General features: G+C 72.6%; 17 protein-coding genes and 1 pseudogene. 9 read left to right on the forward strand and 9 right to left on the reverse strand.

From position 1 onward, the window contains the following. Positions 1-15: 15 nt before the first annotated feature. The gene (locus tag OG245_RS19510; RefSeq protein WP_371624774.1) at positions 16-261 is read right to left on the reverse strand and encodes a hypothetical protein; all 246 of its coding nucleotides are present in this window, start codon (positions 259-261) and stop codon (positions 16-18) included. A 273-nt stretch (positions 262-534) separates the two neighbouring features. On the opposite strand from OG245_RS19510, the gene OG245_RS19515 reads away from it, so the two are divergent. Further along, on the forward strand, positions 535-2,007 hold the full coding sequence (locus OG245_RS19515) for a ParB-like protein (protein WP_371624775.1): 1,473 nt from the start codon (positions 535-537) through the stop codon (positions 2,005-2,007). 116 nt (positions 2,008-2,123) lie between these two features. Here the strand turns inward: OG245_RS19515 and OG245_RS19520 are convergent, their stop codons facing one another. From OG245_RS19520 to OG245_RS19535, 4 genes are all read right to left on the reverse strand, one after another. Then, entirely contained in the window at positions 2,124-2,738 is a 615-nt protein-coding gene (locus OG245_RS19520; protein WP_371624776.1) for a hypothetical protein, read from the reverse strand. Further along, positions 2,735-4,006 carry an MAB_1171c family putative transporter gene (locus tag OG245_RS19525; RefSeq protein ID WP_371624777.1) on the reverse strand — a complete coding sequence of 424 codons (1,272 nt, stop codon included), beginning with the start codon at positions 4,004-4,006 and terminating at the stop codon, positions 2,735-2,737. Before OG245_RS19525 ends, OG245_RS19520 begins: the two co-directional genes overlap by 4 nt. A 66-nt stretch (positions 4,007-4,072) precedes the next feature. After that, positions 4,073-4,660: a toxin gene (locus tag OG245_RS19530; protein ID WP_371624778.1), complete on the reverse strand. Its 588-nt coding sequence runs from the start codon at positions 4,658-4,660 to the stop codon at positions 4,073-4,075. A 10-nt stretch (positions 4,661-4,670) separates the two neighbouring features. Continuing rightward, the gene (locus OG245_RS19535; protein ID WP_097924875.1) at positions 4,671-5,246 is read right to left on the reverse strand and encodes a hypothetical protein; all 576 of its coding nucleotides are present in this window, start codon (positions 5,244-5,246) and stop codon (positions 4,671-4,673) included. Between the two features lie 393 nt (positions 5,247-5,639). Between OG245_RS19535 and OG245_RS19540 the strand changes: the two genes are divergently transcribed. From OG245_RS19540 to OG245_RS19560, 5 genes are all read left to right on the forward strand, one after another. Further along, entirely contained in the window at positions 5,640-5,987 is a 348-nt protein-coding gene (locus OG245_RS19540; RefSeq protein WP_371624779.1) for a MerR family transcriptional regulator, read from the forward strand. Positions 5,988-6,336: 349 nt separating this feature from the next. Beyond that, entirely contained in the window at positions 6,337-6,540 is a 204-nt protein-coding gene (locus OG245_RS19545; protein ID WP_015609674.1) for a cold-shock protein, read from the forward strand. 245 nt (positions 6,541-6,785) lie between these two features. Further along, positions 6,786-8,357 (forward strand): DEAD/DEAH box helicase, encoded by a 1,572-nt coding sequence (locus tag OG245_RS19550; protein ID WP_371624780.1) that lies wholly within the window; start codon positions 6,786-6,788, stop codon positions 8,355-8,357. A 149-nt stretch (positions 8,358-8,506) separates the two neighbouring features. After that, the gene (locus OG245_RS19555; protein WP_056702005.1) at positions 8,507-8,869 is read left to right on the forward strand and encodes an SCO5918 family protein; all 363 of its coding nucleotides are present in this window, start codon (positions 8,507-8,509) and stop codon (positions 8,867-8,869) included. Between the two features lie 51 nt (positions 8,870-8,920). Then, entirely contained in the window at positions 8,921-9,133 is a 213-nt protein-coding gene (locus tag OG245_RS19560) for a hypothetical protein (RefSeq protein ID WP_371624781.1), read from the forward strand. Positions 9,134-9,203: 70 nt separating this feature from the next. On the opposite strand, the gene OG245_RS19565 is transcribed toward OG245_RS19560, so the two are convergent. Together OG245_RS19565 and OG245_RS19570 are read right to left on the reverse strand one after the other, a co-directional pair. Next, complete coding sequence (locus OG245_RS19565; RefSeq protein ID WP_371624782.1) at positions 9,204-10,289, reverse strand: acyltransferase family protein; 1,086 nt, start codon at positions 10,287-10,289, stop codon at positions 9,204-9,206. 50 nt (positions 10,290-10,339) lie between these two features. Next, on the reverse strand, positions 10,340-12,607 hold the full coding sequence (locus OG245_RS19570) for an MMPL family transporter (protein ID WP_371624783.1): 2,268 nt from the start codon (positions 12,605-12,607) through the stop codon (positions 10,340-10,342). Positions 12,608-12,849: 242 nt separating this feature from the next. Here OG245_RS19570 and OG245_RS19575 point away from each other — a divergent pair, with 242 nt between their 5' ends. Both OG245_RS19575 and OG245_RS19580 read left to right on the forward strand, forming a co-directional pair. Further along, positions 12,850-14,391 carry an alpha/beta hydrolase gene (locus OG245_RS19575; RefSeq protein WP_371624784.1) on the forward strand — a complete coding sequence of 514 codons (1,542 nt, stop codon included), beginning with the start codon at positions 12,850-12,852 and terminating at the stop codon, positions 14,389-14,391. Positions 14,392-14,428: 37 nt separating this feature from the next. Next, positions 14,429-15,655 carry a cation:proton antiporter gene (locus OG245_RS19580; RefSeq protein WP_371624785.1) on the forward strand — a complete coding sequence of 409 codons (1,227 nt, stop codon included), beginning with the start codon at positions 14,429-14,431 and terminating at the stop codon, positions 15,653-15,655. 22 nt (positions 15,656-15,677) lie between these two features. Here OG245_RS19580 and OG245_RS19585 read toward each other — a convergent pair. Further along, a pseudogene (locus OG245_RS19585) lies at positions 15,678-16,102 on the reverse strand (universal stress protein). 1 nt (position 16,103) lies between these two features. Beyond that, entirely contained in the window at positions 16,104-17,606 is a 1,503-nt protein-coding gene (locus tag OG245_RS19590) for an APC family permease (protein WP_371624786.1), read from the reverse strand. A gap of 170 nt (positions 17,607-17,776) precedes the next feature. Here OG245_RS19590 and OG245_RS19595 point away from each other — a divergent pair, with 170 nt between their 5' ends. Next, entirely contained in the window at positions 17,777-18,547 is a 771-nt protein-coding gene (locus tag OG245_RS19595) for a peptidoglycan recognition protein (protein WP_371624787.1), read from the forward strand. Positions 18,548-18,549 lie beyond the last annotated feature (2 nt).

Here is an 18,549-nt window from a genome sequence, read left to right on the forward strand (position 1 = left end):
AGGCCCGGTCGGCGCTCAGGCCGCTTCCGGGTCCTCCCGGCGCCGGCCGCGCAGTTGACGCAGGACGAGGGCGGCCGAGGTGATCAGCGGGAGCAGCCCCGCCACCGCGTCGGCGGTGTTCAGCTTGTCGTGCGAGCCCCTGGCCCGGCGGACCTGTTTGGACGCCCTGATGACCGCGAGCGCGCTGCTGCCCAGGCTCAGCACGAGCCCGGCCTTGCTGCCGCGCAGTCCCTTGGCGGGCGCGGACCGGTTCTTCGCCATCGGAAGTACCTCCAGCCTGCGGGCCGTCCCGTTCGCGGGCCGCCCTCCCCGTACACGTAACCGGGTGTCCGCCGCCCCCGCAAACGGGACGGCCCGCGAGTCGGCCGCGCCGGTCCCCGTCCCGCCGTGGCGTCCCGGCGCCATCTCTCGTTCACACCACGTCCGCGCGGGGGTCGTCGCGCCTTGCGATCGTCCCTGCGGAAGACCATCACGCGGGAGGGAACGTCCATGAACAGACCGAGGGCGGGGGCACGGATGCCACGGGGTCCACGGATGCCGAGGATCGGGGCGCTGCTGCTGGCCGGGGCGCTGGCGGCGGGCACGGTCGTGGCCGGTGCGGGCACGGGAGCCGCCGCCGCGGACCCGTGCACCGGGAGCGGGCCGCTGCCGCGCGTCTGCGCGCAGCCGGGGGACCTGATCGACGTCCGCCTCGGCGAACTGCACCCGACGCAGGCCGTACTCGGCTTCGACCAGGTCTTCTACAAGCTCGGCCGGTACGGCAGCGACCGCGACGAGGCGGCCGGCGACGTCAACAAGCGGTTCGACGACTGGTGCGAGACCAACGGCCAGGAGGAGGCGGCCACGGCCGGTCCCGGCGCCCGCCTGGACGACCCGTCGAGCTTCTCCTGCACCGTCCCGGTCGGGCAGGAGACCCCCGCGACGATCGCCCCGATGAAGACGGCCGTGGTCGGACCCGGCGGCAGGCTGTACCTCACCGACGGGCACCACACGCTGACGTCGTTCCTGGAGGGCCCCGACGGCTCCGCCGACCTGCGCATCCGGCTCCGCGTCACCGACAACTTCAGCTCCCTGTCCACCCCGGCCTTCTGGCAGCGGATGACCGAGCAGAGGAAGGTGTGGCTGCGCGACGAGGAGAACCGGCCGCTCGGCGTCGACCGGTTGCCGGACCGGCTGGGCATCACGCACTTCCGCGACGACCCGTACCGAAGCCTCGTCTACTTCACCCGGGACATCGGTTACGAGGTCCCGGACGGGGCCACGGAGTTCCTGGAGTTCTCCTGGGGGGCGTGGCTGCGCGGCGAGCACGACACGAAGGCGTACGACCTGACGGCCCCGGGCCCGTACCTCGACCTGGTGAAGGGCGCCTCGAAGTCGATGGCGGCCCTGGACGCCGACGCGGTCGTCGACGACGGGAGGACCGCCGCCCAGCTCGGCCGGATCGACGCGTGGAACGGCGGCAAGAAGGAGACCGGCGGGGAGTTCGCCAAGCTGGGCAGGCCGCTGAGCGATCCCAAGCCGGGCAAGCTCGCCGAGGCCCTCGGCTACAAGGCCGGCGTCCTGCCCGCCCCCGCCTGCACCCGTACGGTCACCGGCCCCCGCACCGGCCCGCTGACCGTCACGAGCGGCGTCACCTGCCTGGACCGCGCCGCCCAGCGGGGTCCGGTCGTCGTCCGCCCCGGAGCGGCGCTCGTGGTCACCGGCTCCACGCTGGACGGCCCGCTCCAGGCCGACCGGGCGGCGGCGGTCCACCTCTGCGGCTCACGCGTCGAAGGACCGGTCTCCGTGAGCCGCACGACCGGTTCCGTACGGGTGGGGGGTCCGGGCTGCACCGCGAACACGGTCGCCGGCCCCGTCGTGCTCACCGGCAACACCGGCGGCGTGCTGTTCGCCGCCAACACGGTCACCGGCCCGCTGGTGTGCTCCGGCAACCGGCCGGGCGTGGACGACACGGGGCGCGCGGGCGAGGTGAGCGGACCGCGCACCGGCCAGTGCGCGGCGCTCTGACCCGGTGACGCCGGCCCGGTGACGCCGGCCGGGCACACCGTGACCTGACTCGGGCACCGTGACCCAGGCACACCGTGACCCGGGCACCGTGACCCGGTGCATCGCCCCGGTCGCCCTCAGACGAACACGTACGCCACCGTCGTCGCGGCGCCCAGGCCCGCGCCCGCCACGGTCTGGGCGACGGTGTGGTAGCCGAGGGCGACCCGGGACCAGCAGACCGCCGCCGTCACCGCGTACGCGGCGATCCACCAGGGGGAGTGCACGACGGCGAGGAGGGAGACGGACGCCGAGGCCACCGCCGAGTCGACCGAGATCTTCCACACCGTGTTGACGGCCAGCAGGCCGATCGTCATCACCCACAGCCCGAGCATCGCGACGAGGATGCCGGTGGGCGCGTTGCCCAGCACCATCACCACCGAGCCGGCGCCGATCGAGCCCAGGATCACGAAGAAGATCGGCGCCCGCTTGGTGCGGTCCACCACATGGCGGTCGCCCCAGGTCCCGCGCCCGCGCTCCCACTCGATGTAGCCCGCCGGGATCAGCCCGGCGCAGAGCGCCCCGAGGAAGCCCCAGAGCAGCCCCGTCCAGTCGCCCGCCGCCGCCAGGCCGATGCCGAGCATGCCCGCCAGCAGGACGTTGCGCGGCTGGAGGACGTCGGTGACGGTGCGCGCCGCGGAGGCCGTGCGGGCGGAGGCGGTGGGGATCCCCTCGCCGGTCGTGGTGCCGCTCATGCGCTCGTCTCCGTCGTGCGGGTGGTGTCGGCCGTCGCGGCCGCGAGGACGGCGCGGGCGCGCTCCTCGTCGACCGTCCGGTAGGCGGCGGCGACCCGGACCAGCCGGGCCACCTCGCCGTCCTGGTCCGCCGCGTGCTGGGCGGCGACCGGCGCGGCTGCCCCGGCGGGCGCGCCGGAGTCCTTCGCGAGCAGGGCGGCCCGGATCCAGTAGGCGTCGGTGAGGGACTCGGTCCCGCGCGGGTCGTCCGTGTCGCGGGCGGCGGCCCTGCCGGCGGCGTCGAGCAGCCCGTCGGGCACGTAGTGGCGCAGTTTCTCGGCCGCGTCCGCGATGTCGGCGGCCCAGCGGTCCACCCGCAGGTCGGCCGGGACGTTGAAGCGGGTCAGCTCGCGGGCCAGCGGGGCGGGCGGGTCGAACGGCTGGTCCGGGAACGCGGCCATCAGCTCGTACCAGAGGGCGTGCAGCCGGACCTGGGCCCGCCACAGCCGGGCCCGGCGGGCGCCGGCCGCGAAGGCGGGGACGGACGCGCCGAGGGCGAAGAAGGCGAACAGCACCAGTTGCGCGGCCTCGGTGACCTGGTCGAACCGCAGGGCGAACGCCTCGCTCGGCTCGTCCACCACGCTGATCCAGAGGAACAGGGTGCGGCTGACGGTGTAGCCGACGCCGATGAACATCGCGAACGTCATCATCCCGAGCCCGATGCGCAGATGGCGCCGCCGGGTGTCGAGGGTGGCCAGCGCCCACTGGAAGGCGCACACGGCGGACGCGGCCCCGAGGTAGAGGTAGAAGACGCTCATGTAGAGCGTGGCGCCCCACTCCCCGGCGTGGTCGGAGACGAAGCGGTCCGAGGGCTCGGAGCGGTCGACGACGGTGAAGAAGAGGACGGTCAGCAGGACCAGCGTGGCGACGGAGGCCTTGGCCGCCAGCTTCTGGACGAGCCGCGCGAACCGTACGTGGCGGGGGACCGCGCCCTCTTCGGGGTAGCTGCCGTAGATGGCCACGATGTAGCTGAGGATGGCCAGAATTGCCACCGTGGCGGTGTAGTGCTTGATGAGGACGGCGAGGTCGGTGACCGCGCTGTTGTTGAGGCCGATGCGCACCACCTCGGTCTTCGTCCACAGGGCGATGGCGAATCCGGCGTAGCAGCCCCACAGGGCCCGCCGTCTGCGGTCCTCCTCGTCGCCCCACAGGGCAGCGGGCATACGCCACAGGGCAACGGCCGTCATCAGGCCGGCTATCAGGTAGCCGGCGAGATCGAGGGGGGTCACGGCGGTGTTCGTCCTCGGGGTCGGGAGCGCGGGGCGTGGGGCCCGCGGGTGGGTCGGTGGCACGTGTCAGGCGTCGCCGGACCGTTTTCCGGGGAAGAGGCCGCGCCGCCGGTGGGCCACCGGGCGGGACAGGGAGTTGTCCAGCCGCCCCACCATGTCATCGGTGGTGAGATCCCGAGCCATCCGGGGGATCAACGAGGCACCGAATTCGGCCATACGTTCGTCGTGGGTCGCGTACTGCGCGCGGGCCTGGACGGTGCCGCCGCCGGAGGCGAACGACGCGGCGGCGGCCGGGGAGATCATCCGGGCGATCAGCGAGGTGTCGAAGACCGGGAGGAGCGTGCGGAGCTGTTCCGCGTCGAGCGTCGTCCCGTGGTCGAACCACTCGTGGCACAGCTCGTGCAGGATGACGTGCTGGGTCTGGTAGGCGGTCGGCCTGCGGCGGTAGAGGACGAGGCTGGTGCCGCCCGCCTTCAGACGCAGCCCGCAGGCGGCGTTGACGCGGGCGAGGCGGTCCGGCATCTCGTGCAGCCGGATCGTGCGCCCGCTCGCCTCCTCCATGTTGGCGACGAGCTGGTCCAGCGTGAAGGGAACCGGGATGGGCAGGTCGGCGAGCCCGGCCTCGCACTCTTTCCGCAGTTGCCGCAGGGACATGACCAAGACGCTACGCCGCCGGACCCGCCGGGCGGTGGTTCACGGCGGAATCGTTGCCGCCGCTCTGCCCCTCCGGCCCGTCCTTCTCCCGGGCCGCGTCCTCCAGCAGGGACAGGGCGAACCGCAGCAGTTCCGGCGGGAGCCCGTCGTCGTCCAGGCCCCGGCCGGCCAGGCCGCTGATCTCCCCGGTGCGCCGCTTGGCCAGGAACTGGAGTCCGGCGACGACGTCGTCGACGACCTCGGACTCCTCCTTGAAGAAGCGCCAGTCCACGCCGAACCCCAGGCCGAGGGCCTTGAGGATGTCCTCGGAGGGCTGGGTGACCTTGCCGGCCAGGATGTTGGAGAAGTAGCTGTGCGACAGCGAGCCGCCGCGGTCGCGGACCAGCTCGGCGAAGACCCGGCCCGAGATCTTCTGGCCGGGGAAGGTCTTCTCGACCATGTACTCGACTTTTTCCCGCAGCGAGCCGAGGCGGGGAAGCTCGTCCGGACCGGGGGGTTCGACGGGTTGCGGACCGCGTTCGTCGCCGTCGTCCATGGCCATCCGGGCCTCCACGATCACCTCGGAGTCGGAACTGAGCTTGCGCAAACACTCTACGTCACTGTTAACTCGAAAAAACACGGGCAGGGGACCACGAGGGGAGTCCCTTGCCCGTGAATGATCCTGTGCCCCGCGGCGCCCGGAGCGGGCTCCGGACAGGGGTGTAGCCCTTCACGACGGGGGATGCGTGAAGGGCTACGCGTGCATTATGGCCCCAGGGTCCTCCCGGCGACAACTGACCGGTCGGTCAGTGACCTGCCGGAGTGCGTCCACCGTGCCCTTCCCGGTGGTCCAAACCTGTTCCGGCCGCGATAGACATGACCTTGCCCGGCGATTAGGGTTTCTTGTGCAGTCACGTGAAACAGGTGTACGCAGCAGAGGCGCACCCCGCAGGCGTACGGCGCCCGGCTCCTCCGGTCGCGCGTGACGGAAGAGGTGCAGATGCCCCCGGAGACCCCCTCGCACGCCACCGGCCGGCTCGACGACGACGATTACCCCGCCTACACGATGGGGCGAGCCGCGGAGATGATCGGTGCGACGCCGGGGTTCCTGCGGGCGATCGGCGAAGCCCGGCTGATCACCCCCCTGCGGTCCGAGGGCGGCCACCGCCGCTACTCCCGCTACCAGTTGCGCATCGCCGCCCGCGCCCGCGACCTGGTCGACGCCGGCACGCCCATCGAGGCCGCCTGCCGCATCGTCATCCTGGAGGACCAGCTGGAGGAGGCGCTCCGCCTCAACGAGGAGCTGCGCGGCCGGTCCGCCCGCTCCGGCGGCCCGGCCGAGCGCTGACGGGCGCCGGCGGGCGCCGCGCCGCAGGTCGCGCGGGTCTCGCGCGACCCCGGGGAGATATCTGCAATCGTCAGCACAGAATTTCGCGCAATGTGCGATGAGGCTTTTCTCTTCCCGGTCTGTTCCGACGCGGCCGGTGATATTAGGCACCCGCCTCTCCCGGTCCCATCGTGCTAGTGTTGATCTCAGTTGCAGTTGTGGTTCCCAAAAACTTCAAGTGTTCTTGCCGGTCAGATGTCGGCGGGCACACTTTTGTATTTCCGGTGTTTTTCCGGACGGGGTAATCATCGCGGCGACGTGGGGTCCGCACAGTGTGGACCCGCGGGCTCTGCCCCTAAGGAGATATGACATGGCTACTGGCACCGTGAAGTGGTTCAACGCGGAAAAGGGCTTCGGCTTCATCGAGCAGGACGGCGGCGGCGCCGACGTCTTCGCCCACTACTCCAACATCGCCGCCTCCGGCTTCCGTGAGCTGCAGGAGGGCCAGAAGGTGAACTTCGACGTCACGCAGGGCCAGAAGGGCCCGCAGGCCGAGAACATCACCCCCGCCTGATCACTCAGGCAGCACGGCGCAGCTGGGGCCCGCACCTAGGGGTGCGGGCCCCGGCTCGTTGTCGTTTCCGGGGCCCGCTCTGCGCGCCCCCCGACGGAGCCGCGTCCGGTGAAGCTTTTCCCGGCGGCCGGGCTTCGTTTTCTTTTGTCATTTCATCGGCTCGTTCTTGCGATTCTGGGTGCCGTTCACGGTCGCTTCCCGAAAAAGAATCCCTCGATACGTGCCCCATCGAGGAAAGGTTCTGAATGAACCGCGAACGCACGCCCCGCTCGAACGACCGATTTTCCCGCACCCGCTCCGGCGGCGCGCCCCGCTACTCCGGTGGCGGCGGCGGCGGCGAGCGCCGCGCCGCGGGCTTCGGCGGCGGTCCCAAGCGCTCCGGCGGCTCCGGCCGGTCCGGTGGCTACGGCCGCCGCTCCGCCTCCGGCGTCAAGGGCGAGTTCGCCCTGCCCGTGACCGTCACCCCGGCCCTCCCCGCCGTCGAGACCTTCGGCGAGCTGGAGATGCCCGCACCGCTGAAGGCGGCGCTGGTCGCCGAGGGCATGACCGTGCCCTTCCCGATCCAGGCGGCCACCCTGCCGAACTCGCTGGCCGGCCGGGACGTCCTGGGCCGCGGCCGCACCGGCTCGGGCAAGACGCTCGCCTTCGGCCTCGCGCTGCTGGCCCGCACCGCCGGCCGCCGCGCCGACGCCAAGCGCCCGCTCGCCCTGGTCCTCGTCCCCACCCGGGAGCTGGCCCAGCAGGTCACCGACGCGCTCACCCCGTACGCCCGGTCGCTGAAGCTGCGCATCGCCACCGTGGTCGGCGGCATGTCCATCGGCCGCCAGGCCAGCGCGCTGCGCGGTGGCTCCGAGGTCGTCGTCGCGACGCCGGGCCGCCTCAAGGACCTGATCGAGCGCGGCGACTGCCGGCTGGACCGGGTCACCATCACCGTCCTCGACGAGGCCGACCAGATGGCCGACATGGGCTTCATGCCGCAGGTCACCGAGCTGCTCGACCAGGTGAACCCGGACGGGCAGCGGATGCTCTTCTCGGCCACCCTGGACCGCAACGTCGACCTGCTGGTCCGGACGTACCTGAAGGACCCGGTCGTGCACTCCGTCGACCCGGCCGCCGGCGCCGTCACGACGATGGAGCACCACGTCCTGTACGTCCAGGGCGCGGACAAGTACGCCACCACGACGGAGATCGCGGCCCGCGACGGCCGCGTGATCATGTTCCTGGACACCAAGCACGCGGTGGACAAGCTCACCGACCACCTGCTGCACAGCGGGGTCCGGGCGGCGGCGCTGCACGGCGGCAAGTCCCAGCCGCAGCGCACCCGCACCCTGGAGCGCTTCAAGACCGGGCACGTCACGGTGCTGGTCGCCACCAACGTCGCGGCGCGCGGCATCCACGTCGACAACCTCGACCTGGTCGTCAACGTGGACCCGCCGAGCGACCACAAGGACTACCTGCACCGCGGCGGCCGTACCGCCCGCGCCGGGGAGTCCGGCAGCGTCGTCACGCTGGTGCTGCCCAACCAGCGCCGCGAGATGACCCGGCTGATGGCGGACGCCGGGATCACCCCGCAGATCGCCCAGGTGCGCTCCGGCGAGGCCGAGCTGAGCCGGATCACCGGTGCGCAGGCCCCCTCCGGCGTCCCGGTCGTCATCTCCGCCCCGGCCAAGGAGCGCGGCAGCGGCCGCGGCGGCGCGTTCATGGGCCGCGGCACCAAGCGCGGCGGCGTGGCCCCGGCCCGGCGCCGCGGTCCCGGCGTGCCGACGCCCGAGGCCCGTGCGGCCGCGGCGCAGCGCCGGAACAACCGCGCCGCGTGATCCGTGCGGCCGGCGGTCCGCCGCCGGCCGCCCCGCACGCCCGGCGATCCCCTCGCCGGCGCGTGCACCGGGCCCCTCGCCCGGCCCCCCTCAAGTCCCCTCCGTGCACTCGACACATCACCCGTGCACTCGATCCCTGTTGAGGAACCATGCGCTGTGTCATCGCCCGCTTCCCCTTCGATCTGTTCAAGAACGAGGTGGAGGACTCGATGAAGGGCATCAAGCCCGAACCCGTCACCGGCGACGCGGTGGTCATCAGCCGCCGGGTCTACCCCGTCAAGCAGGTGGGTGAGGTCATCACCCGGCAGGACCGCCGGGACTTCAGCTCCGCCGAGGTGGTCCGGGCGCTGTCCAAGCTCGGCTTCACCTGCCGTACCGCCGAGTCGGCCGTGCCCGCGCCGGCCCCCGCCCGTACCCCGCTGGAGACGGCCTCCGCGCTCCTGGGGACTCCGGCCGAGGCGCGGAGCGAGGCTCCCGGAGCGGTGTCCGCCCCCCGGGCCGACGGGGTCTGAGACCCGCCTCCCCGCCCCGCGACGCCGACTTCGGGCGTCGCGGGGCGTGCGATGATCGCCGCCATGATGAGGAAGCTGATCGCGTTGGTCGCGTTGGAGGTGGCGTTCGTGCTGCCCGCCCACGCCGCGCACGCCGACGAGACGCACACCAACGCCCACAACGGTCCGCAGGTGGCCCTGATCTCGACGGGTCAGATCGACGATCCGCTGGAGGACGTGCTGGAGCACGTCGCGGTCCTCGGCCACAACATCATCGTGGACTGACCTCCCCCGGAACCCCCGGCCCCCCGGAACCTTCCCCCGAACCTTCCCCGTCTTCCGGCCGTTCGGCGTCTCAGGACGCGCGGGCGGCCGGTGGCTTCTGCCGGGCCCACTCCATGCGCGGCTCCAGCAGCGGACGCAGGAGCCGCCGGACCGGGGGCGTGCACAGCAGGGTGATCATGACGACCGCGCCCAGCGTGACGGCGACCGTGCCCAGCGTGGTGTCGAAGAACGGGTCGTCGTAGAAGCCGCCGTACTGCAGCCCCCGGACGACGAAGCCGTGGAGCAGATACCCGTACAGCGTGCAGGTGCCGAGCGTGGTCATCCAGCTGTGGCCCTTGGGCACCCAGGCGAGGAAGCACGCGCCCAGCACGACCGCGGCCACGAACAGCAGGACCGTGGCGGTCGGGCCCGTCCACTCGGCGACGTCCAGCTTCTCGGTGCTGTTCTTCCGGAAGAACCACGAGGTCGAGGTCCGGGGCACCAGCCAGTAGGCCAGCAGCATCCCGGCCACGAACACCGGCACCGAGACGACCCGCACCCAGGTGGAGCGGAGAGCCGCGAAGTGCTCCGGGCGCAGCCGCAGGCCGAGCACGTAGAACGGCAGGAACTGCAGGATGCGCTGGATCTGCAGGCTCCCGTCGGCGGCCGGAGACACCGTCGCCAGGGCGGCGATGGCGACGGAGACCAGCACCGGGAAGCGCACGGACTGCCACACCGGGGTCGACAGCCGCCAGAAGAACAGGGCGGGCAGGAACCACAGCAGCCAGTAGGGCTGAAGCAGCGAGAGCGCGTAGTCCGGGTCGTGTGCCGCCCGTTGGAAGAGCGTGTACAGGATCTCGAACAGGACATAGGGCACCAGTAGACTGGTGACCAGCTTCCACACCCGGTCCGGCCGCAGTTCGAAGTTCCGCGAGAAGTAGCCCGCTATCAGGATGAACACCGGCATGTGGAACGTGTAGACGAAGGTGTACGCGGCTTCCACGAGGCGGCCGGAGGGCAGGGGCTCCCACGCGTGCCCGATCGCCACCAGCACGATCGCCAGGTACTTCGCGTTGTCGAAGAAGTGGTCCCGGCCGCCGGACGGCGGCTTTCCGGTCGCCGGGGCGCCGGCAGCGGCGGTGGGGTGCGGCTGCTCGGAGGTGAGGGGGGAAGGCATTCTGACACCCTAGAACGCGGAGGCGTTCCTTCCGCCCACTGTGGCGCTCATCACCTTCGCGCGACCCGCTCGGACGGCTCGGCGTCCCCCTCGGCGTCCAGGTGCGGCAGGATCCGGTCCAGCGGGCCCGGGATCCACCACGCGGCCCGGCCCAGCAGGGTCATCACCGCGGGGACCAGCAGCAGCCGTACGACGGTGGCGTCGATGAGCACGCTGGCGGCCAGCCCGAGTCCCAGCATCTTCACCACGATGTTGTCGCTGATGACGAACGCGGCGAAGACGCTCACCATGATCAGCGCCGCGCAGGTGATGACCCGGGCGGTGATCTCCAGCGCGTGCGCCACGCTCGCGCGCGGGTCCCCGGTGCGCACCCACGCCTCGTGGATGCGGGAGAGCAGGAAGATCTCGTAGTCCATGCTCAGCCCGAAGACGATCGCGAACATCATCATCGGCACGTAGCTCTCGATCGGGACGTCGCCGGACACCCCCAGGGCCGGGCCGCCCCAGCCCCACTGGAAGACGGCCACCACGACCCCGTACGAGGCGGCGATCGACAGGACGTTGAGCACGGCGGCCTTCACCGCGACGAGCAGGCCCCGGAAGACGGCCAGGATCACCAGGAACGCCAGGCCCACGACGACCGCGATGATCAGTGGCAGCCGGCTGGAGACGATGTCCAGGAAGTCGACCTGGGCGGCGGTCGTGCCGGTGACGTAGGTGCTCGCGTCGTAGCCGGAGACGGCCTGCGGCAGGACGTCGTCGGTGAGCCGGTTCGTCAGGGAGGTGGTGCGCCCGTCCTGCGGGGCGGCCACCGAGTAGGCGGTGGCGGTCAGCACGTCACCGTCCGACGTGGCGGTGAGCGAGGTGATCACCGCCGCGTCCGGTACGCCGGTCAGCGCCTTCCGCGCCTGGTCGGCGAGGGCGGAGCGGTCGGAGGAGGACACCTCGCTCTGGTCGATGACGAGGGTCAGCGGGCCGTTGGAGCCGGGGCCGAAGGCGGTGGACATCAGGTCGAAGGCGCGTCGGTCGGTGAACGACTTCGGGTCGGCCCCGTCGCCGATGTGGCCGAGCTGGATGAAGAAGACGGGGAAGGACAGGACGGCCAGCAGCACCACCCCGCCGGCCAGGAACCACCAGGGCCGCCGCTCCACCCGCTGCGCGTACCGGTGCCAGCCGCCGGGTTCGGCACCTTCGGTGGCCGGTACGGTCTCGGCCACCGGCTTCCGGACGCGCACCCGGTCGATGCGGCGGCCGATGAGACCGAGCGCCGCCGGTACGAGGGTGAGGGCGCCGAGCACCGCGGTGACGACGGTGACCGCCGCGGCGAGGCCGAGCTTGCCGATGAACCCGATGCCGGAGACCCACAGGCCCGACAGCGCGATGATCACCGTGCAGCCGGAGAGCAGCACCGCGTGCCCGCTGGTGGCGGCGGCGTTCCCGGCGGCGGTCACCGGGTCCCGGCCGTCGACGAGGTTCTGCCGGTGGCGGGTGACCAGGAAGAGGGCGTAGTCGATGCCGACGCCGATGCCGATCATCGTGGCGAGCGTCGGGGAGACGGTCGCGAAGGTCGCGGCGGCGGCCAGCAGCCCCAGCAGCGTGAGCCCGCACAGGGCACAGACCAGCGCGGTGACCAGCGGCAGCAGGGCGGCCAGCAGGCTGCCGAAGCCGATCAGCAGGACCACGATCGCCACCCCGAAGCCGATCGCCTCGCTGGTGCGGTCGTCCGGCTCGGGCCGGGCCAGCTCGCCGAGCGATCCGCCGTACTCCACCGTGACCCCGGCCGACCGCAGCGGCTGCACCGCGTCGTCGACCCCGTCGAGATAGGACGGGTCGAGCGTGGAGGGCTGCACGCTGAAGCGGACGGTGATGTAGGCGGTCTTCTGGTCCGTGGAGAGCGGCCCCGTGTTCGGGTCGGGCGGCGGGGGCGGGGTGGACCCGGACGGCGGCAGCGGGTTCTGCGCGGACAGCACGTCGGGGAGCTTCTGGAGGTCGGTGACGGCGGTGGCGACCTGGTCGGAGAAGGAGGTGAGCGGCTTGTCCGCGTCGTGCAGCACCACCTGCGCGCTGTACCCGCCCGCCGAGGGGGCGTGCGCCTTCAGGACGTCGAGGCCGTCCTGGGACTGGGTGCCGGGCAGCGAGAAGTCGTCGGAGTAGTCGCCGCCGTACGCGTGCTGGAGGACCTGGAGCCCGGCGAGCGCGGCCACCCACAGGACGAGGACGGTCACGAAGTGCCGGGCGCACCACTCGCCGGTGCGGCGCAGCGCTCCCCGGCGGTGTGCGGTGTCCTCCCCGCCGGTGGGGGCCTGTGACGAGGGCATGCGGTGCCTGCTTCCTGCCCGTTCCGGCGTGAGGTCCTCGGCCGAGACGCTTCGGACTTCGCATTCAACGGCTTCGGCCGCCGGCCGGCACGCCGGTGCGGGGGAACGGGTGACGACTGCGGCGGGGGCTGTCAGGGGGGTGGGCAGGAGGGTGGTCCCGGGGGTGGTCCTGCGGATGTCCCCACCCCGGTCCACCGGGCTCCCGGATGGGCATCGCTCCCCGCTTCGACAAGGCTTCGTCCATGACGAATTGGACCCGGAAGGCCTTACTCCTCACCGTCTCCGCCGCCGCGGCCGGGACGCTGACCGCCGTCGGCACACCCGTGGCGCACGGCCGCCCGGCGGGCCCGGCCACCCCGCCGATCGGCTGGGGGCCCTGCGCCCCGATCGCGGGGACGCCCGCCCCCGACGGGCAGCAGTGCGGGACGCTCCGCGTTCCGCTGGACTACCGCGTCCCCGGCGGGCGCACCGTCGACGTGGCGGTCACCCGGCTGCGCACCGACCGGCCCGAGGCCCGGCGCGGGACGCTGGTGGTGATCCCCGGCGGCCCCGGCTCCTCGGGGATCCAGCGCCTCGCGCAGAAGGGCGAGGCGCTACGGGCGGCGACCGAGGGGGCGTACGACCTGGTCAGCCTGGATCCGCGCGGGGTCGGCCGGTCCACCCGGGCGGGCTGCGGGATCCCGGCGGCGGACCGGCACCTGGTGACACTGCGCTCCTGGCCCGCGGCGGACGGCTCGATCACGGAGAACGTCGAACGCGCCCGCCGCACCGCGCACGCGTGCGCCCGCGCCGGCGGCCCGGAGCTGCGGTCCTTCACCACCCGGAACGAGGTCCGCGACATCGACCGCCTCCGTGCCGCCCTGGGCGAGCGGAAGCTGTCCGTCTGGGGCTCCTCGTACGGGAGTTACGTCGGGGCCGTGTACGCGCAGGAGCACCCGCGCCGCGTCGACCGGCTGGTCCTGGACAGCACCGGCGACCCGGACCCGGCGCGGGTGGCGTACGGCTGGCTGTCCAACATGGCGCCGGGCGCCGCGGACCGCTTCCCGGACTTCGCGGCGTGGGCGGCGGACCCCGCCCGGGACGCCGAGGGGCTCCGGCTGGCCCGGCACGCCGAGGGCGTGGAGCCGCTGTTCCTCGCGCTGGCCCGGGAGCTGGACCGTGCGCCGAGGGAGTCGGACGTGCCCGGTGTCCCGCTGACCGGGATCCGGCTGCGGCAGGCGCTCCAGCTCGCCCTGTACAGCGACTCCGCGTTCGCCCCGCTGGCCCGGCTGATCCGGTCGGCGCAGGACCCGGAGGCCCGTCCGGCGCTGCCCCGGGAGCTCGCGGGCGCGCTGCCGGACGAGGACGCGGCGCTGACGATGGCGGTGGTCTGCAACGACGTGCGCTGGCCGGGGCCGGCCTCCGGGTACGCCGGCCGGGTCGCCGCCGACCGGGCGCGCCATCCGCTGACGGGCGGGATGCCGGTGAATATCACCCCGTGCGCCTTCTGGAAGTACGACGAGGAGCCGCGGCCCGCCCGGATCACCGACGAGGGCCCCTCGAACGTCCTGATGATCCAGAGCCTGCGCGACCCGGCCACCCCGCTGGCCGGGGCCCTGAAGATGCGGGCGGCGCTCGGCGACCGGGCCAGGATGGTCACCGTCGGACAGGGCGGGCACGGGATGTACCTGGGCAACGGCAACGCCTGTGGCGACCGGGTGGTCAGCGACTTCCTGGTGACCGGGGAGCGGCCCGCCCGGGATGCCCACTGCCCGGACCGGGCTGCGTCCGACAGGGTGTCATAACGGATGATTCCGGGGTGTTCCTTGCTATACACGAGCGATGGAGCACCCCGGGACCCTCGTCCTGATCATGGCCCTGGCGGTTCTCGCCCCGCTGCTCGGTTACGCGACCGGGCGGTGGCTGCCGGTCCCCGTCGTCATCTTCGAGATCGTCCTCGGGATCCTGGCCGGGCCCGATGTGCTCGGCTGGGCCCACCACGACCAGGTCATCGACACCCTGTCCGACCTCGGGCTCTCGATGCTGATCTTCCTGGCGGGTTACGAGATCCGGTTCGCCGAGGTACGCGGTGACACGCTGCGCCGGGCCGGCGGGGCCTGGGTGCTCTCGTTCGCCGCCGGGCTCGGCGTCGCCCTGCTGCTCAGCGGGGCGGACCTGGCGAAGAGCCTGGTCATCGGCACCGCGCTCACCAGTACGGCGCTGGGCGCGGTGCTGCCGATCCTGCGGGACTCGGGGCGGCTGGAGGGGCGGTTCGGGTCGGTGGTGATGGCGTTCGGGTCGGTCGGGGAGTTCGGCCCGATCATCGCCATGGCCCTGTTGTTCAGCGGCCGGAGCCCGGGTGCGGCGAGCGCGGTGCTGGCCGTGTTCGCGGTCGTCACGGTGGGCGCGGTGTTCTGGGCGATGCGCCCCCGGCCGCCGTGGTTCGCCCGGCTCATCGCCGTGACCCTGCACTCCAGCGGCCAGTTCGCGGTCCGCTTCGTGATGCTGCTGCTCGCCGGGATGCTGGGCCTCGCCCACGTCTTCGGCCTGGACACCCTGCTCGGCGCGTTCGCCGCGGGGATGCTGACCCGGCTCGTCCTCCAGGGGGCGGTGCCCGAGCGCAGCGGGGAGATCCTGGAGCGGATCGAGGCGATCGGCTTCGGTTTCCTCGTGCCGTTCTTCTACATCGTCACGGGCATCGACTTCGACCTCGCGGCGCTCCTGGACGGCGGGCGCCCGCTGCTGCTCCTGCCGGTCTTCCTGCTGCTGTTCCTGCTGGTGCGCGGGGTCCCGGCGTATCTGCTGGCCCCGCGCGACCTGACGGGACGCGCCTCGCGGTCCGCGCTCGGGCTGTTCGCGTCCACCTGTCTGCCGCTGGTGGTCGCGATCACCGCGATCGGCCTGGACGAGAAGGTGATCGGGGCGGGCGAGGCCGCCGCGCTGGTCGCCGCCGCGATGGTGTCGGTGCTGGTGTTCCCCCTGCTGGCGTTCCGGCTGCTGCGCCGGGACGAGGGCGGCGGGGGCAAGGCCGTCCCGGGCCGGACGGCGGAGACCGGTGAGGCGTGGTGAGGTCCCGCGCCTCCTTGCGGCTCTAAGGGCTGTCCTCCGTCGGTACGCACAGGACCGGGACCGTCGACATGTGCAGCAGCTTGTGCGGGGTCGAGCCCAGCAGGGCCCCCGCATCGGGCTCTCGCCCCAGGTGCCGACCACGATGACCCGGGCCGCGTGCCGTTCGGCGGCTTCCAGGAGGGCCTGGGCGGGGCTCTCGTCCAGCACCTCCACGCTCGCGGGTACGCCCGCTTCCCGGGCCGCGGCGAGCGCGTGCTCCAGGCCGGTGCGGCCGGCCTGCCGGATCGCCTCGTAGTGGCTGCGGTACTCCGCCCCGTCGCGCAGCCCGGGGGCCGCGGCCCCGTAGACGAGCACCAGCTCCTCCCCGTACGCCGCCGCCACCTCGATGGCGATGCGCAGGGCGCGGGCCGCGCCGGGGGACTCGTCGCAACCGAGGACGACCGACATCTCAACGCCCCTTCCGGGCGGGGGCGTGCACCAGGTCCGGGTCCGCGACCCCCGGCCGCTCCTGCCAGAACACCGCGTCCCGCAGCCGCCACACCACCATCAGGACCACGCCGACCAGGGAGATCACGATGCCGATGACGAGCGGCGGGCCGAGGCCGAACCAGGAGGTGCCGCTGTAGGAGTTGGCCGGGTCGGACATGTCGACGACCGAGCGCACCAGCAGCCAGGTCAGCAGCCCGGCGCCGGCCACCGGGCCGAGGCCGATGAGCAGGAAGTTGCGCACGCTCTCGGTGAGGTGGCGCCGGTAGTAGACGGCGCAGGCCACCCCGGTGAGCGCGTAGTAGAAGGCGATCAGCAGCGACAGCGCGGTGAGCGAGTCGAAGAGCGCGTTGGTGGAGATCTGGTTGACCACCACGTACCAGGCGATGGCGATCCCGGCGACCCACCACGTACTGACGTCCGGGGTGCGGAACCGGGGGCTGATGTGCCCGAAGTGCCGCGGCAGCGCCTGGCGGCGGGCCATGGACAGGGCGGTCCGGGACGCGGGGATGATCGTGGTCTGGGTCGAGGCGATCGCGGAGGTGGCCACCGCCAGCAGCAGGATCCAGTCCCAGCCGCCGAGCACGTCCCCGGCGAGCTGGGCGAAGACGAACTCCTCCTCGCCCGCGTTCTCCGCCAGGAACGCCGTGCCGGCGAAGGCGACGACCGCGATGGCGACCGACAGATAGGTGACCAGGAGGACGACGGTCGACCAGAGGCCCGCCCGGCCCGGGGCGCTCGCCGAGTTCTCGGTCTCCTCGGTGAGGTTGACCGCGGACTCCCAGCCCCAGTAGATGAACACCCCGAGCAGCAGCCCGCCGGTCAGCGCCGCCCCGCCCGCGCCGAACGGGTTCAGCCAGCCGAGGGAGGGTTCGATCGAGTCGAAGCCCGTCGTGCCCGCGTACACCCGGTAGAGCGCCACCACGACGAAGACCAGCAGGAACGCGATCTGGAGGAGGATCAGCACGTTCTGCACCTTCGCCGACAGCTCGGTGCCGATGACGCAGAGCCCGGTCATCACGATGATCAGGAGGACCGTGAGGAGCTGGCGTACGAAGTCGTTCTCCACCCAGCCGTCCAGGCCCACCGCCAGCAGGGTGAAGCTCACCGCCACGTCGGCCAGCGAGCCCACCACCAGGACACCGGTCATGGTGATCGCCCAGCCGCCCAGCCAGCCCGCCCAGGGGCCCATCGCCCGGGTCACCCAGGAGAACGTCGTGCCGCAGTCCTGGTCGACCTTGTTCAGGTAGTAGAACGCCGAGGCGATCAGCAGCATCGGTACGAACGAGGCGAACATGACGCCCGGGGCGTAGATCCCCACCAGGGCGACGATCGGGCCGATGACGGCGGCCAGCGAGTACGCCGGAGAGGTCGCGTTCAGGCCGATGACCAGCGCGTCGACGAACCCGATCGCGTCCGGCCGGAGGCCGACCGCCGGTTCTTCCCGCACACGGTCGTGGGCCATGGTTCCTCGCTCCGCCGGGCATCCCCGCCGGGAGCGGGCGATGATCCGGATCTCATCGTAGGGAGAACCGGCGATACCCGCATTCCGGACGAAACGGCTCCGCCGGTGACCTGTCACCCGAATGGCCCGCTCCTCTGCGAAGCCGGAGGTCAGACCGCAGGGTGGAGTGCATGTGGTCCCGCCGACTCGTCCTGGGCGCTCTGCTCCTGCCCCTGGCCCTCCTGGTGTTCGGGGACGGTCCGGCGTTCCACGCGCCGGGGGCTGAGCTGGCCTCCGGGCCCCGCCCGCCGCGCGGACTCCCGCAGCCGGCCGTCGTCAGCCGCCGGGACTGGGGCGCGGACGAGGGCCTGGTCCGGGAAGGGCCGCACTACACGGCCCCGGCGCGGGCGGTGTTCGTCCACCACACCGGCAATCCCAACGACTACGACTGCGCGGACGCCCCCGACCTGATCCGGGCCGTCCAGAGCGACCACGTCCGGCAGGACGGCTGGGACGACATCGGCTACAACTTCCTCGTCGACCGCTGCGGCACCATCTACGAGGGCCGCGCCGGCGGCGTCGGCCGCTCGGTGCTCGGCGCGCACACCAAGGGGTTCAACACCGACACCGTCGGCATCGCGGCGATCGGGAACTTCGGCGCGGGGGCGGAGGTCCCGAAGCCGATGATGGACGCGCTGGTGAAGCTGGCGGCCTGGAAACTGCGGCCCGGGGCGGATCCGCTGGGCAGGGTCGACCTGGTCTCGACGAACGACGAGAGCCGCTTCGACGAGGGCCAGGTGGCCCGGCTGCACGTCATCTCCGGGCACCGCGACAGCTTCGAGACCCGCTGCCCGGGCGACGCGCTCTACGGGCTGCTGTCCGAGCTGCGGGAGCGCGCCGCGAAGCTGCGCGCCGCCGCCCCCGGGCACTCGGCGGCGGCCCGGCTGCGCCCGTACGTCTGAGC

Source organism: Streptomyces sp. NBC_01116 (genome assembly GCF_041435495.1).
In the GTDB taxonomy this organism is placed as follows: domain Bacteria; phylum Actinomycetota; class Actinomycetes; order Streptomycetales; family Streptomycetaceae; genus Streptomyces.